General features: G+C 72.9%; 11 protein-coding genes. 2 read left to right on the forward strand and 9 right to left on the reverse strand.

Features of this window, described 5'->3' with window-relative positions:
* Positions 1–13 precede the first annotated feature (13 nt).
* The 3 genes from IE258_RS34045 to IE258_RS34055 form a co-directional block, all read right to left on the reverse strand.
* Entirely contained in the window at positions 14–1,171 is a 1,158-nt protein-coding gene (locus IE258_RS34045; protein ID WP_189749650.1) for an SIS domain-containing protein, read from the reverse strand.
* Entirely contained in the window at positions 1,168–2,499 is a 1,332-nt protein-coding gene (locus tag IE258_RS34050; RefSeq protein ID WP_189749652.1) for a D-tagatose-bisphosphate aldolase, class II, non-catalytic subunit, read from the reverse strand. Before IE258_RS34050 ends, IE258_RS34045 begins: the two co-directional genes overlap by 4 nt.
* A gap of 255 nt (positions 2,500–2,754) precedes the next feature.
* Positions 2,755–3,543 (reverse strand): GntR family transcriptional regulator, encoded by a 789-nt coding sequence (locus IE258_RS34055; protein ID WP_229892605.1) that lies wholly within the window; start codon positions 3,541–3,543, stop codon positions 2,755–2,757.
* Between the two features lie 242 nt (positions 3,544–3,785).
* Between IE258_RS34055 and IE258_RS34060 the strand changes: the two genes are divergently transcribed.
* A complete protein-coding gene (locus tag IE258_RS34060) occupies positions 3,786–5,861 on the forward strand; it encodes a glycoside hydrolase family 36 protein (RefSeq protein WP_189749653.1) in 2,076 nt (691 codons plus the stop codon).
* Between the two features lie 29 nt (positions 5,862–5,890).
* Here IE258_RS34060 and IE258_RS34065 read toward each other — a convergent pair whose 3' ends face one another.
* From IE258_RS34065 to IE258_RS34080, 4 genes are all read right to left on the reverse strand, one after another.
* Positions 5,891–6,541, reverse strand: a complete 651-nt coding sequence (locus tag IE258_RS34065; protein ID WP_159328000.1) for a thymidine kinase — start codon at positions 6,539–6,541, stop codon at positions 5,891–5,893.
* Between the two features lie 47 nt (positions 6,542–6,588).
* Positions 6,589–7,782: an alkaline phosphatase family protein gene (locus IE258_RS34070; protein WP_189749655.1), complete on the reverse strand. Its 1,194-nt coding sequence runs from the start codon at positions 7,780–7,782 to the stop codon at positions 6,589–6,591.
* Positions 7,782–8,378: a DUF5998 family protein gene (locus tag IE258_RS34075; protein WP_161378460.1), complete on the reverse strand. Its 597-nt coding sequence runs from the start codon at positions 8,376–8,378 to the stop codon at positions 7,782–7,784. Before IE258_RS34075 ends, IE258_RS34070 begins: the two co-directional genes overlap by 1 nt.
* Before the next feature lie 62 nt (positions 8,379–8,440).
* Positions 8,441–11,671: a bifunctional GNAT family N-acetyltransferase/acetate--CoA ligase family protein gene (locus IE258_RS34080; RefSeq protein WP_189749656.1), complete on the reverse strand. Its 3,231-nt coding sequence runs from the start codon at positions 11,669–11,671 to the stop codon at positions 8,441–8,443.
* A 202-nt stretch (positions 11,672–11,873) separates the two neighbouring features.
* Here IE258_RS34080 and IE258_RS34085 point away from each other — a divergent pair, with 202 nt between their 5' ends.
* Positions 11,874–12,155, forward strand: coding sequence for an HPr family phosphocarrier protein (locus IE258_RS34085; RefSeq protein ID WP_007445064.1), 282 nt, complete (start codon positions 11,874–11,876; stop codon positions 12,153–12,155).
* Positions 12,156–12,305: 150 nt separating this feature from the next.
* Here IE258_RS34085 and IE258_RS34090 read toward each other — a convergent pair whose 3' ends face one another.
* Complete coding sequence (locus IE258_RS34090; RefSeq protein WP_189749657.1) at positions 12,306–13,001, reverse strand: GntR family transcriptional regulator; 696 nt, start codon at positions 12,999–13,001, stop codon at positions 12,306–12,308.
* Between the two features lie 130 nt (positions 13,002–13,131).
* Positions 13,132–13,896 (reverse strand): M23 family metallopeptidase, encoded by a 765-nt coding sequence (locus IE258_RS34095; RefSeq protein WP_159327996.1) that lies wholly within the window; start codon positions 13,894–13,896, stop codon positions 13,132–13,134.
* Positions 13,897–13,908 lie beyond the last annotated feature (12 nt).

Below are 13,908 nucleotides of genomic sequence, written 5' to 3' on the forward strand. Positions count from 1 at the left end.
TCGCCGTCTTCGATCAGTTGTTCAGGGAGTGCAGGATCACGCCCTGCACCACGCGGTTGACCTCACCCGAGGGGAACGGGTTGTCGGGCCGCAGGCCACGGGCCCGGGAGGCACGCAGGGCGATGAGCTGGGCGTACACCACGGCGGGCAGGGCCAGGGCGGCGTCCTCGACGTCGTCGAGGCCCGGCAGGGGCCAGGCATCGGCGCCCTCCGCCGCGGCGCCGGTGTCCGCGCAGACCGCGACGACGCTGCCGGCGGGAAGGTTTCCGCGCAGCTCCGCGACGATGTCGTGGTCGTACTGGCGGGTGTAGGGGTCGTTCGACACGTACACCACCGCGACCGAACGCTCGTTGAGCACCGCCTTGGGACCGTGCCGGAAACCCAGCGAGGACTCCGGTACGGCCATGAGCGTCCCGCCGGTGAGCTCCAGCACCTTCAGCGCCGACTCCGCGGCGAGGCCCTTCAGCGGGCCGCTGCCGAGGAAGACGATGCGCTCGGGCGCACGGTCCACCAGGGCGCCGGCGGTGCGGTCGGCGGCGCCCTCCTCGATGATCGACTCCGCTGCCAGGGCCAGGCGTTCGGCGATCCCGCCGTAGGCGTCCCCGCCCAGCGCGAGCAGGGCCGCGAGCGTCATGCACGTGAAGCTCGACGTCATGGCGAAGCCGCGGTCGTTGGACGCGGCGGGCATCAGCAGCACCTGGGACTGCGGCCGCCGCGCGTGTTCGCGTGCCAGACGGCCCTGCTCGTTGCAGGTGATCACGAGGTGGTGCACCTCGGAGAGGACCTGGTCCGCCAGGGCGGTGGCGGCCACGGACTCCGGGCTGTCCCCCGACCGCGCGAACGAGACCAGCAGCGTGGGGAGGTCCTCGGCGAGGCATCCGCGGGGGTCGGCGACGAGGTCCGTGGTGGGAACCGCGTCGACGCGCCGTCCCAGGCGCCTGGACAGGGCCGGAGCGAGCACCTGGCCGGCGAACGCGGAGGTGCCGGCCCCGGTGAGGACCACGCGCAGGTCGCCGCGCGAGAGGAGCGGGCGCAGGAACGCGTCCAGCGATTCGCGGGAGGAGGTGACGATCCGGTCGACCTCCCGCCACAGGGCGGGCTGCTGGGCGATCTCGCGGACGGTGTGGACAGCGCTGTCGTCGACGGGCAGCGTGCCGGAGGGCGTGGTCACACGTGCTCCTTCTGGTTCTGCTTCTGGTTCTGCCTGGGGTTCTGGTTGCGGTGCGCACCGGCGGCGCGGTCGTAGTCACGCAGGACGTCGCGGACGTGGTCCACGGCCAGCTCGCGCGGGCGGGCGGCCAGCTCACCGCGGCGGACGCGGGCGTACTGGAGCGGGAGATGGGCGCTGAGCAGCGGCAGCGGGACGACCGCGGCCGAGAGGTTGTCCAGCAGCCGGGCCTGGGCCTCTTCGATCTCGGGGTCGGGCCAGTAGTAGCGCATCCGGTCGCTGTAGCTGTAGCGGCGCGCGAGGCGCCGTTCGGCGTCGCTGCCCGGGTAGTAGCCCTCCCACTGGGCGGGCTCGGCGAGCATCCGGCGCTCGACGACCTCGGCGAGCCGGGACCGCTCGCCGGCCGGCACCAGCTCGTCCTCGATCGCGGCGAGGGCGAACAGTGCCTCGCGCAGGGCGAAGGTCAGCCCGGGGCCCACCTTGAGGACCGCCCAGTGGTCCTCGACCAGCGCGGTGAGTGCCTCGGCGGTCTGGTAGTCGGTCGAGTGGGCCTCGAAGACCATGGTGGGCTCGTCGTCGAGGACCTTGCGCAGCTCCTCGGTCTGCTCCCGCCGGTAGTCGACGACCCGCAGGTGGTCGAACTCCACGGCCGGCTGCACCACCAGGGCCATGACGCGTGGCCAGACACCGTCGATGCCGCGCCGGGCGAACGCCTTGCGGTGCTGCTCCAGCGTCGTGCGCGCCGCCTCGGGCGTGGTGGGCACGAGAGCGCCGAGCGTCTCGTGCGCGCCGCCGGGGGTGGGCACCTCGGTGCCGATCACATACCGGATCCGCTCCGCCCGCCGAGGGCCCACCGTGTCCTCGGCCGCCCGGATCAGCCGCGCGGCGCGTTCGGCGACCACGTCGTCGGTCAGCGGTACGGGGTCGCCGGCGCACGCGAAGCTGCAGTCCAGGTGGATCTTGGTGAAGCCCGCCGCCGCGTAGGCCGCGACCAGGGCTTCGGCCTGCTCCATCGCCTCGTCGGGCGGCAGGGACTGCCACCGGTTGGGGCCGAGGTGGTCGCCGCCGAGGATCACTCGGTCCAGCGGCAGACCGCTCTTCGCCGCGATGCCGTGCACGAGGTCGCGGAAGTCGCCGGGCCGCATACCCGTGTAACCGCCGTACTGGTCGACCTGGTTCGAGGTCGCCTCTACCAGTACCGGACCACCGGTCTCGCGGGCCTGCACCACAGCCGCTTCGATGACCAGCGGGTGGGCGGAACACACGGAGGTGATGCCCTGTGGCCGTCCGGCCTTCTGGTTCCGGACGACCTCGTCCAACGGGCTCTGCATGGCCAACCCCTTACTGAAGTGCAGTTTGAGCCCGTTTGCCGCGATGGCCCGAAGCTCACCCGGAACGTTACTGGTCTTATTTTCGACCGTCAATAGGTCTCCATTGGTCCGCTTCTGGTATTCACGGTGGCCAGGGGGCGCAACGGCGACGAGCCGGGCGTCGGCCACTGCGACGCCCGGCTCGGGCAAGGCTGCACGGGACCGTTCGGCTCCGGTCGGTGCCGGGTCGTTCAGGTCTGGTCGGTGCCGGGTGGTTCAGGTCTGGTTGGTGATGGAGGCTCGGAACCGGTAGCGGTCCCCCCGGTAGACCTGGACGGTCAGTTCGATCGGGCGGGCGTCCTGGTTGGAGGTCAGCTGGGTCGCGACCAGCATCGGCATGGTCGCGCCGATCTCGAGCAGCTCCATCTCCCGTGCCGTCGGATGCCGGGCTTCGACCGAGTAGTCGGCGACCCGGGGAAGCTGCGGCGGGTCGGCGGCACGCAGGGTGGCGTACAGCGAGGCGGTGCTGAAGTCGGTGTCGGCCAGGGCCGGGCAGGCCGACAGTGGCAGCCGGTTGTGCTCCAGCACGACCAGCAGGCCGTCCAGGAAGCGCAGCCGGTGGAGGTCGAAGAGGTCGGCGCCCGGGGCGATCCGGAGCTGCTCCGCCTCCGCCACCGTGGCCGGGCGAACGGCGGCCGAGAGCACCTTGCTGGCCGTCGTCAGGCCGTTGGCCTCCGCGTAGTCGGCGAACCCCTGGACCTGGGGAGCGGGCGAGGCGGGCGCCGACACCGCCTCGGGGAACAGACCGGGCTCGGCGACGAACCATCCGCGTGACGACGACGGACGCACGATGCCTCGCGCCTCCAGCTGGGCGAGGGCGGCCCGCAGGGTCACGCGCGACACGGCGTACCGGGCGACCATGGCCCGCTCGGAGGGCAGCCGGTCGCCGGGGCGGGCGGCGGCGGCACGCAGGTCGTCGAGGAGCCGCGCGGCCGTGCGCTCGTACAGCGGGAGGGCGTCGTCGGCGAAGAGGCCCCTGGGCATCGGCGTACTCGCTTCGGTCATACCAGAAGCGTACCGGTTCGACCGCCCGCGGAGGCACCCGCATCTCGCACTTCCCCAGACGCACACGGTGAACTCCTGGGCCGTGGGAGACATTTGAACCATTGACATGCCAATTAAAGACCACTTACGTTCTCGATGCAGGCCACCCAGAGCCCGATGGGGCCTCCTCACCCTCACGGCTGCCCGGACTCCGTTCGAGGAGCCGGTTAAAGACCAGACCCTGCTCCGAGAGAGAGATCGACATGACGGATGTGAACCGGCGCAGCGTGCTGAAGGTGGCGCTGGGGGGTGCGGGGCTGGCCGCCTTCCCCACCGCGGCACTGGCCCAGAGCGCCGCGCCCGCGGCCGCCGCACCGCACCGCGGGCCGGACCTCGTCGGGGTCGGCGACACCTCCATCACCCTGGAGTTCGACGACCGACTGCGCAGCCGGGTGGCGTTGAAGGGCGTCGACATCACGCGCTTCGACGCCGGCGAGGCCCTGCTCCTGGGCGACAGGACGATCGACGAGTTCGCCTACGGCGGGCACCGGACCCGCAGGACCCGGCATCCCCGGCACGGCGCGGGCGTCAGGGTGACCCTCTGGGGCGAGTCCGCGACCGGCGTTCGCAAGACGGTGGAGCTGACCTCCTTCCGGCGCCTGACCGGGATGATCGTGATGAAGGTGACCTACACCAACGGGACCGGGAGCCCGCTGGCGGTCACCGGGTGGCGCAGCGGAGCCCATGAACTCCTCGAGAGTCCCGCCGGCTTCTACACCTTCTCGGGCACCACCTACGAGGACCGTCGCGACTGGGTGCAGCCGATGACGGACGGGTTCGTGCAGCGGAACTCGCTGGGCATGGACGCCTCCGACTACGGCGGCGGCACCCCCGTGGCGTCCGTGTGGCGGCCGGGCGCCGGGCTCTCCGTCGGGCATGTCGAACCCGTGGCCAGGATGCTGCGCCTGCCGGTCCGCAGGACGGCCGGCGGAGCGAGCCTCGCCGTCGAGGGTGACACCCCCGTGACCCTGGGGCCGGGCCGGCGCCTGACCACCGACACCACGTTCCTGACCGCACTGCCGGGCGACCACTTCGTGCCGCTCCAGCGCTATCGCGACTACATGGGCGACGTCGGCCTGCGTGCCCCCGAGGCACCCGGGCCGGCCCTGGAGCCCATGTGGTGCGCCTGGGGGTACGAGCGCGACTTCACCGTCGAGCAGGTGGTCGCGACGCTCCCCAAGGTGCGGGAGGTCGGTCTCAAGTGGGCGGTGCTCGACGACGGCTGGCAGACCAACGAGGGCGACTGGCAGCTGGACCCGCGGAAGTTCCCGCGGGGCGCGGCGGACATGCGGGCCTTCACGCGGCGGATCCGGGACGCCGGTCTGCGGCCGCGCCTGTGGTGGGCTCCGCTGGCGGCGGACCCCGGGAGCGATCTGTACGAGAACCACTCCGACATGCTCCTGCTGGACCGCGAGGGCAACAAGCAGCGAGTGAGCTGGTGGGACGCCTGGACGCTGTGCCCGGCGTACCAGCCGACGGTGGACTACTTCGTCGGGCAGGTGAAGGAGTTCATCGGCGACTGGGGGTACGAAGGGCTCAAGATCGACGGCCAGCACCTCAACGCCGTCACACCCTGCTACAACCCGGCGCACGGGCATGCCCGCCCCGAAGAGTCGACCGAGGGGCTCGCGCGGTTCTGGAAGGCGGTGTACGAGGCCGCTCACGAGGCGAACCGCGACGCCGTGGTCGAGCTGTGCCCCTGCGGCACCGCCTTCGCCTTCCACAACCTGCCCTACGTCGACCAGTACCCGAGCTCGGACCCGCTCTCCTCGTACCAGGTCCGGACGAAGGGCAAGACGATGAAGGCACTGATGGGCCGGGGCAGCAGCTACTCGGGCGACCATGTCGAACTCAGTGACGGCGGCGACGACTTCGCCTCCAGCTACGGTGTGGGAGCCGTCCTGTCGACGAAGTTCACCTACCCCGCGGGCCCGGACGAGTCCATCGTGCTCACGCCGGAACGCGAAGCTCTCTGGCGCCGGTGGCTGGACCTGTACGAGCAGAACATGCTGACCACCGGCGAGTACCGGGGCGAGCTGTACGACATCGGTTTCGACAAGCCCGAGGCCCATGCGGTGGCCAAGGGAGGGGCGCTGCACTACGCCTTCTACGCCCAGCGGTGGGACGGCGCGGTCGAGTTGCGTGGTCTGGGCCGCGGCAGGTACCGCCTGACCGACCCGTTCAGCGGCACTCCGCTCGGTACCGTCGACGCCCGGCACAACACCGTGACGCTGGCCTTCGAGCGGTTCCAGCTCGTCGTGGCCGAGCCCGTCGGCTGATCAGGGCTCGCGTGCGCCGGTCCCGGCACTCACGTGGCGGTGACCGGCAGCACGTCCGGCGACAGCGCCGCCGCCCGCGCCGAGGCGCTCGTCATCCGCCTGCGGTGGTGGCGGCGGCACAGCACCTCGTAGCCGATCTCGTCGGCGGACCGGGCGACGTCGCCGACGACCACCTGGGCGCCCTCGACGACCATGACGCCGCCGACGGTGCGGGCGTTGTGCGTGGCGCGGGCGCCGCACCAGCACAGGGCCTCGACCTGGAGCACCTCGACGCGGTCGGCGAGTTCCACCAGGCGCTGGGAGCCGGGGAAGAGCTTGGAGCGGAAGTCGGTGGTGATGCCGAAGGCGTACACGTCGACGTCGAGGTCGTCGACCACGCGCGCGAGCTGGTCGATCTGGTCCGGCGCGAGGAACTGCGCCTCGTCCGCGATCACGTAGTCCACGCGGCCGCCCCGCGAGAGGTGGTCGACGACGTGGGCGTACAGGTCCTGGCCGTCCGCGACCTCCACCGCGTCGGTGACGAGGCCGAGGCGGGAGGAGAGTTTGCCCTCGCCCGCGCGGTCGTCGCGGGTGAAGATCATGCCGGCCAGTCCGCGCGCCGAGCGGTTGTGCTCGATCTGGAGAGCCAGTGTCGACTTCCCGCAGTCCATCGTTCCGGAGAAGAACACCAGCTCGGGCATGAGGGGTTGGGCACCTTTCGGCAGCGGGGTCGGTGGAGCGGAGTGGGTCAGGAGCGTACTTCGAGCAGCGGGACGAGCTGCTCGGCGGGGGTCATGGAACCGTGGTTGCCGACCATCGCCGACTCCTTGGGCTCCCGCTCGGAGGCGATGAGCAGGACGTCGTCGCGGGCCGCGGCGACCACGTCGCCGATGCGGCCGTACACCCGCTCGTCGATGCGGGGGCCGAACCAGCCCGCCTCGATCGCCTCGTCCCGGGACGCCACCCAGAACTGCTCGCCGAGCACCTCGCGCCAGCAGGTCAGCACGTCGTTGTGGGCGCCCGGGACGGCGTAGACGTGGCGGGCGCGGCCCTCGCCGCCGAGGAGGGCGACGCCCGCCTTCAGCTCCCAGTCCTCGTCGAAGTCGATGCGGTGGTCCTCGTCGAAGGCCACGTCGACCATGCCGTGGTCGGCGGTGACGTACAGGGCGCTGCGCGGCGGCAGCTGCTCGGCGAGGCGCTGGACGAGCCGGTCGACGTGGCCGAGCTGGCCGCGCCAGGTGTCGGAGTCGACGCCGAAGCGGTGTCCGGCGCCGTCGACCTCGGCGTAGTACGTGTAGACGAGGGCGCGGTCGGCGCGGGCCAGCTGTTCGGCGGCGCAGTCCATCCGGTCCTCGCCGGACAGCCGTCCGTGGAACTCGCCGCCGCTGAGCGCGACCTTGGTCAGCGGGGTGTTGGCGAAGGTGGGTGAGGAGACCTGGGCGGCGTGCACACCGGCCTCGTGGGCGAGGCCGAAGACGGTCGGATACGGCTGCCAGGGACCGGGCGCGGTCCACGGCTGCCAGCGCAGCTGGTTCATCAGGGCGCCGGTGTCGGGATTGCGCACCGTGTATCCGGGCAGGCCGTGGGCGCCCGGCGGGAGGCCGGTGCCGACCGAGGCGAGGGAGGTGGCCGTGGTCGCCGGGTAGCCGGCGGTGATCGGGCGTCCGGTGCCGCCGCGCGAGCTGCCCAGGAGGGAACTCAGGAAGGGCGCGTCGTCGGGGTGCGCGCGCAGCTGCTCCCAGCCGAGGCCGTCGATCAGGAAGACGCAGTTGCGGTCGGCGGGGGTCAGTTCGATGATCCCCGCGGTCATGCCGGGGACGCCGAGGCCGGCGGCCAGGGTGGGCAGCAGGTCGGCGAGGGAGCCCCGGCCGTACTCGGGTACGGGGGCGGAGTCGACGGGGAGCGGTTCCGGGTGGGTGTCCCAGGCGGTGTGCTGCACCATCAGCGGGTGGAGTCCGCGGTCGCCTCGGAGAGGGCCTGGGCGAAGGTGAGCGCCTGGCGCACCGTCTCGGGGCCGTCCCCGGCCTCACTGACGCGCAGGCTGAGGTCGTCGGCCGTCGAGCTGCCCGTGTAGCCGTGGTCGGCCTCGCAGTTGGGGTCGCCGCAGGCGGCGGGCTCCAGGTCGAGCCGGGAGACGGCACCCCAGCCGATGGTCAGCACGATCTCGCGGGGCAGGGTGCCCGGCTTGTACTGTTCCGGGTTGGCGACGACGCGGCTGACGACGATGGACGAGATCCGGCCGAGCTTGACGGACTCCGTGGACGTCGTGGCGTACGGCGTCGGGGAGGTGTCGTCGGCGGCCTGCTCGTCGGTGTGGCTGACGATGAAGCGGTTGCCGGTGAGGACCAGCACGGTCACGTGCCGGCGCACCTCGTTCTGGTCGAACGTCGTCTCCTGATGGACCAGGTACGACCGCACGGGCTCGCCGCCCACGGCGGCTTCCACCGCCTCGGCCACGAGGGCCGGGTAGTAGCCGCTGCGCTCGATCGCCGCTCGCAGCCCCTGGGTCGTCGTACTGGTCTTGGCCATGCCGTCCATCCTACGGGGACCCACTGACTGCGAGGGACGCTCCTGCGGCACCCGTCGGTGGACGTGCCGGGTCAGTAGGCCGGCAGGGTCCGTGGGCCCAGGTCGTCGCGGGCGGGAGGGGGTGCGAGGCGGACGGAGGCGCCGAGGACGCTGAGGCCGTGCGGGGCGACCACGACCGGTTCCAGGGTGACCGCGACGACCTCCGGGTGGTCGTCGACCAGCCGGGAGACGCGCAGCAGCAGCTCCTCGAGAGCGGCTGCGTCGACGGGGGCGGAGCCGCGCCAGCCGAAGAGGAGGGGCGCCGTGCGGATCGAGCGGATGAGCGAGGTGGCGTCCCGGTCGGTGACCGGGATCAGCCGGTGCGCCATGTCCCCGAGCAGCTGGGTGGCGGCGCCGGCGAGGCCGAAGGAGAGCACCGCGCCGGCCGCCGGGTCGATGACCGCCCGTACGACGGTGTCGACGCCGCGCGGGGCCATGCCCTGCACCACCGGGCGCAGCTCCGTGGGCGTCCCGAACAGCTCGGTCAATTCGGCGTAGGCCCGCCGCAGTTGCTCCTCGCCCGCGAGGTCGAGGCGTACGCCGCCCAGGTCCGCGCGGTGACGCAGGTGCGGGGCGGTGGCCTTGAGCGCCACGGGGTAGCCGATGGTCCGCGCGGCGGCCGCGGCGTCGTCGGGGGTGGGGGCGGCCAGGGCGCGGTGGACGTGGACGCCGTACCTGCCGAGCAGGTCGCAGGTCTCCCGGCTGCCGAGGGTGAGCCCCTGTCCGCGCGCGAGGTGCCCCGCTATCTGCTCGGCGGCGCCCTTCTCGTCGATGTCCTCGTACTCCGGCACCCTGCCGGGGTCGGCGGCGTCGCGCCGCCACTGCGCGTAGGCGACGGCCTCTCCGAGAGCGCGGACGGCACGCTCGGCGGCGGGGTAGGCGGGGATGAGGTGGGCTCCGTCCGGGGCCGGAGCCGGGGCGGCGGACGGCGACGCGTCCGAGGCGGCCGGGGGCTCCCCGGCGGATCCCGGAGCGGCGTGGGGGGCGGTGTCCGGGGTGGCTCGGGAGGCGGGACCCGAAGCCGCTTCGGTGGAGGCTCCCGGATCGGGCCGGGCGGCGGCTGCCGCATCGGGCCGGGTGGCGGCTCCCGGGGTGGCTCGGGAGGCGGGACCCGAAGCCGCTTCGGTGGAGGCGGCCGGGGCGGGACGGACGGCGGCTCCCGGATCGGGCCGGACCGCGGCTGCCGGATCGGGCCGGGCGGCGGTGCCCGGCGCCGCCTGGGGTTCGGTGCCCGGGTCGGCCCGCGGGTCGGGGTCGGCGGCGGCCCGGGCCCCGGCGCTCGAAGCCGACCCGGCGGCAGGGTCGGGAGCGGCCCGGGAAACGGCGGCCGCACCGGTCCCGGAGGGCGCGCTCGAAGCCGGTGGGGTGGCGGCGCCCGGGGCGCCCTGGGGGGCGGTGCTCGTCGCCGCGGACAGGGCCTCGGCCAGGCCGCCCAGCTCCACGTGGACCACGAGCACCGGCTTGGTGGGGACCGCGGCCGCCGCCGAGCGCAGTGCCTCCGCCAGCGCGGCGTCCCCGGCCGCCCCCTCCCCCACCGTCGGGATGGCGGTCACCACCACCGCGTCGCACGTGTCGTCGGCCAGCGCCCTGGCCAGGGCCGCGTGGAAGTCGTCGGCCGAGGCGGCGGTCGTCAGGTCCAGCGGGGGCTGCGGGCGCAGTCCCTCGGAGAGGCACGCGTCGTACGTGAGCAGTCCCAGGGACTCCGAGTTGCCCAGGATGGCCACCCTCGGTCCGGCGGGCAGCGGCTGGCGGGCGAGGAGCAGCCCCGCGTCGACCAGGTCGGTGATCGTGTCGACGCGGATCACGCCGGCCTGTCGCAGCAGCGCGGAGACCGTCGCGTGCGGCAGCCGGGTCGCCCGTACGGCGTGTCCCTGGGGTGCCACGCCGCCGTGCCGGGCCCCCTGCACGACGACCAGGGGCTTGGCGGCCGCGGTGCGCCGGGCCAGGCGGGTGAACTTGCGCGGGTTGCCGATGGACTCCAGGTACATCAGCGCGACGTCGGTCCGCGGGTCGTCGTACCAGTACTGCAGGACGTCGTTGCCGGAGACGTCGGCGCGGTTGCCGGAGGAGACGAAGGTGGACACACCCGTGACGCCGGTGACCCCGCCGCCGCGCCGGTGCAGCCGGGAGAGCAGGGCGATGCCGATGGCGCCGGACTGGGCGAACAGGCCGATCCGGCCGGGGCGCGGCATCTCGGGGGCGAGGGAGGCGTTGAGCCGCACGTCCGGGGAGGTGTTGATGATCCCGAAGGCGTTGGGCCCGATGATGCGCATGCCGTACGTGCGCGCGTGCCGCACGAGGGCGCGCTGGCGTTCGCGTCCCTCGGGGCCGCTGTCGGCGTAACCGGCGGTGATCACCACCAGCCCCTGCACGCCGTGCTCGCCGCACTCGGTGACGACGTCGGGGACGTGCTCGGCGGGCACCGTGACGACGGCGAGGTCGACGGGCCCGTCGATGTCACGCACGGAGCGGCACGCCGTGACCCCGTCGAGTTCCTTCTGATCCTCGGGGAACGCCCTGTTCACGGCGTACAGGCGGCCGGTGTATCCCGCGTCCCGGATGTTGCCGAGGATGCTGCGGCCCACGCCGCCCGGGGTGCGGCCGGTGCCGACGACCGCGACCGAGCCGGGCTGCAGCAGCCGCTGGACGGAGCGCGCCTCCGCGCGGTGCTCGCGCGCGTACTGGACGGCGAGCGAGCGGTCGGTCGGTTCGAGATCGAACTCCAGGCGGACCACCCCGTCCTCGAAGCTCCGCTTCTGGGTGTACCCGGCGTCCATGAAGACTTTGATCATCTTGTTGTTGGCGGGCAGCACCTCGGCGGCGAAGCGGCGGATGCCCCGCTCGCGGGCGACGGCGGCGATGTGCTCCAGGAGCGCGGAGGCGACGCCCCGGCCCTGGTGGGCATCCTGGACCAGGAAGGCGACCTCGGCCTCGTCGGCGGGGGCGGTGGCGGGTGTTCCGCCGGCCCCGATCCGGTCGTAGCGTACGGTGGCGATGAACTCGCCGCCGATGGTGGCCGCGAGTCCCACCCGGTCCACAAAGTCGTGGTGCGTGAAGCGGTGGACGTCCTTGGCGGACAGGCGAGGGTACGGCGCGAAGAAGCGGTAGTACTTCGACTCGTCGGAGACCTGCTCGTAGAAGCTGACCAGGCGCTCGGCGTCATCAACGGTGATGGGGCGGACGCGCGCGGTGCCGCCGTCGCGCAGCACCACGTCGGCTTCCCAGTGGGCGGGGTACTCGTGCCGGTCCGACGAGGTCTGCATGGGCCCCAGAGTACGGCTCGCGTACGACAACGGCGCGGGGCAGTCTGTGGGGGACACCGGCTCGGGCCGAGGCCGCGGTCCGAGCACCGCACGGGACGGCGTAAGCGGTCGTCCCGGCTTGCTTCACGATGTGGGAAACTGGTCTAGACAAGACTGGTCTAGACAACTTCAACCCCTCTGAACACCTGAAGGGCAGCATCACATGGCTGAGCGCCGCGTCAACGTCGGCTGGGCCGAGGGTCTCCACGCCCGCCCCGCCTCCATCTTCGTCCGAGCCGCCACGGCCACAGGCGTCCCGGTGACGATCGCCAAGGCCGACGGGTCCCCCGTCAACGCGGCCTCCATGCTGGCCGTCCTCGGCCTCGGCGCCCAGGGTGGCGAGGAGATCGTCCTCGCCTCCGACGCCGAGGGCGCGGAGGCCGCCCTGGACCGGCTGGCGAAGCTGGTCGCCGAGGGGCTCGAGGAGCTCCCCGAGACCGTCTGAGCCCGACGGACAGCAGCACCGAAAGGCCCTCCGGTACCACCGTGCGGGCCTTTCACCTTTTCCGCTCCGGCCCGCCCGTCCATGCATTCTTTTCACGGGCAGCAGAAAACATCGGACGCAATTCCCCGCCCTTTGTATACGGCAGCCGCGTTACCGCCGGGGGCCCGCCGTGTTTACGGGATGTTGCGCATTCCTCACACGCTCGGTCCGCTCGCCGCCGGAGGTGAATCGCAGCCGGTGCGCCGCTGCCGACCGCTCGATGTGCAGGGTCATGAGCGCCCGCGCACGTGCGCCGTCGCCCCGGGCCACCGCGTCGGTGATCGCGCCGTGCTCCGCCCAGTACTCCACCGGGCCGACCGGGACCTCCACGACGTACATCCAGGCGATCTTGTGGCGGAGCTGGGTCAGCAGCGCCGTCAGGGAGGGGCTGTCCGCGGCCCGCGCGAGGGTGTCGTGGAACCAGCCGGCCAGGGAGCGCAGTTCCTCGCCGGTGCCCTGCCTGGCCCGCTCCTGCCCCAGCCTGACCAGGCCGCGCAACACCTTGAGATGGGCCTCGGTGCGCCGCCCGGCGGCCCGGGAGGCACCGAGCGGCTCCAGGAGCGTACGCGTCTCCAGCAGGTCGGCGGCCTCCTGCTCGGTCGGCTCCGCCACGCACGCGCCCGCGTGCCGCCGGGTCACCACGAAGCCCTCCGCCTCCAGCGTGCGCAGGGCCTCGCGGACGGGGACGCGGGAGACGCCGTAGCGGCGGGCGAGGAGTTCCTCGGTGAGCCGGCTTCCGCGGCCGTGGACGCCGGCGACGATGTCGTCCCTGATCGCCGTGCACACCGAATGCGCCGGAATACGCATGAACGACCTCCGCCTTAATCCCCGTGAAACGTCGACCTATTGACGCGCGTTGCGCGACCTCGGGCCAATCATGCGACATTAAATGCGAAAAAGCCCCGGCTCGGGAAGCCGGGGCTTTCGATCGCCTGCGTCAGACGTTCACGCCGTGGGAGCGGAGGTAGGCGACGGGGTCCATGTCGGAGCCGTACTCGGGGCTCGTACGGGCCTCGAAGTGCAGGTGCGGTCCGGTGACGTTGCCGGTGGCCCCGGAGAGGCCGATCTGCTGGCCGGGCTCGACCGACTGGCCGACCGAGACGCCGATGGACGACAGGTGCCCGTACTGCGTGTACGTGCCGTCGTGCATCTTGATCACGACCTGGTTGCCGTACGCCCCGCCCCAGCCGGTCTCGACGACGGTGCCGACGCCCACGGCGTGCACGGTCGTGCCGCTGGAGGCGTGGAAGTCGATGCCGGTGTGGCTGCCGGAGGACCACAGGGAGCTGCCGGCCTGGTACGCGGTGGAGACGTAGGAGGCGGTGATCGGCGCGACGAAGGTGTTGAGGCGCTTGCGCTCCGCCTCCCGGGCGGCGCGCTCCTTGGCCTCGCGTGCCTCCTTGGCCGCCTCGGCCGCCCGCTCGCGGGCCGCCTCCCGGGCCGCCTCGCGGGCGGCGGCGTCCGCGGCCGCCTGCTTCTGGGCGAGGGCCTGGGCGTCGATCTCGTCGGCTATGGAGTCACCGATGGTGACGACCGGGGTGAGCCCGCTCTGCTCCACCTCGGGCTCGGCGGCCAGTGCCGGAGCCGCGAGGGTGCCGACGACGCCGGTGGTGGCGAGGGCCGCGACTCCCGCCGCGCGGGCGGTGGTGCGGTGCACCCGGCTGGGACGGCGGTGCTTCCCGGTGGCGCGCGTGAACGCCATGTAGAGGCTTGT

Source organism: Streptomyces tendae (genome assembly GCF_014650435.1).
GTDB lineage: Bacteria > Actinomycetota > Actinomycetes > Streptomycetales > Streptomycetaceae > Streptomyces > Streptomyces tendae.